The sequence below is a fragment of the Xanthomonas sp. SHU 199 genome (genome assembly GCF_000364665.1).
Lineage (GTDB): Bacteria > Pseudomonadota > Gammaproteobacteria > Xanthomonadales > Xanthomonadaceae > Xanthomonas_A > Xanthomonas_A sontii.
In genome coordinates this window covers 1-905 of the sequence record NZ_AQOI01000639.1, presented here as the reverse complement: position 1 = coordinate 905, position 905 = coordinate 1, and the positions used below count along the sequence as shown (strand labels likewise).

At 74.0% G+C, this 905-nt stretch carries 1 pseudogene; it reads left to right on the top strand.

The annotated features are described in order from the left end of the window. Nucleotides 1-6 precede the first annotated feature (6 nt). A pseudogene (ribA, locus tag D183_RS25215) lies at nucleotides 7-783 on the top strand (GTP cyclohydrolase II RibA); the annotation flags it as partial. Nucleotides 784-905 lie beyond the last annotated feature (122 nt).

Sequence of the window (905 nt, the reverse complement as noted above, 5' to 3'; positions counted from 1 at the left end):
TAGCCCGGCGACGCGCTGGATGCCGGCGCCGCCGAGATCGCGCGCCTGGGCCTGCTGCTGCCGGCGATGGTCGCGGCCGACCTGGGCGCGGACAGCAGCGCCTTCCAGGGCTGCCAGTCGCTGCGCCTGGACGACCTGGAGCACGGCTGCGCCCTCGCCGCCTCCGACAGCTACACCCTGGTCACCCGCACCCAGGTGCCGCTGCGCGACCTGGGCCCTGGCGAATTCGTGGTGTTCCGCGGCGGCGTGGCGCAGCGCGACCAGGTCGCGATCGTGATCGGCCAGCCCGACCTGAGCGCGCCGGTGCCGGTGCGCGTGCATTCCTCCTGCCTCACCGGCGACCTGTTCGGCTCGCTCAAGTGCGACTGCGGCGACCAGCTACGGCACGGCCTGGCCAAGCTCAAGGCGCTGGGCGGCGGCGTGCTGCTGTACCTGGACCAGGAAGGCCGCGGCACCGGCATCGCCACCAAGATGCGTGCCTACGGCTACCAACACGACGGCCTGGACACCATCGACGCCGACGCGCAACTGGGCTTCGGCGCCGACGAGCGCCGCTACGGCAGCGCCGTGGCGATGCTGCGCGGGCTGGGCATCGGCCGCGTGCGCCTGCTCACCAACAACCCGAACAAGGCCGAGCGCCTGCGCGCGGCGGGCATCGAGGTGACCGAACGCATCCCGGTCACCGGCACCATCACCGCCGAGAACGAAGGCTACCTGCGCACCAAGGCGGCCCGCGCCGGTCACGCGCTGGACGTGGACGCGCTGCTGCGCGCGGCGCGCTGAACCACCGCCGCGGCTCGGCACCCTCCACCGCCTGCGCGGATCGGGACGGAAACCGCGCGGCGGACAGCGCACGTCCGCCATCGCCGCGTTAGGATCGCAGGCCACGCCGCGCGCCCGCGCCA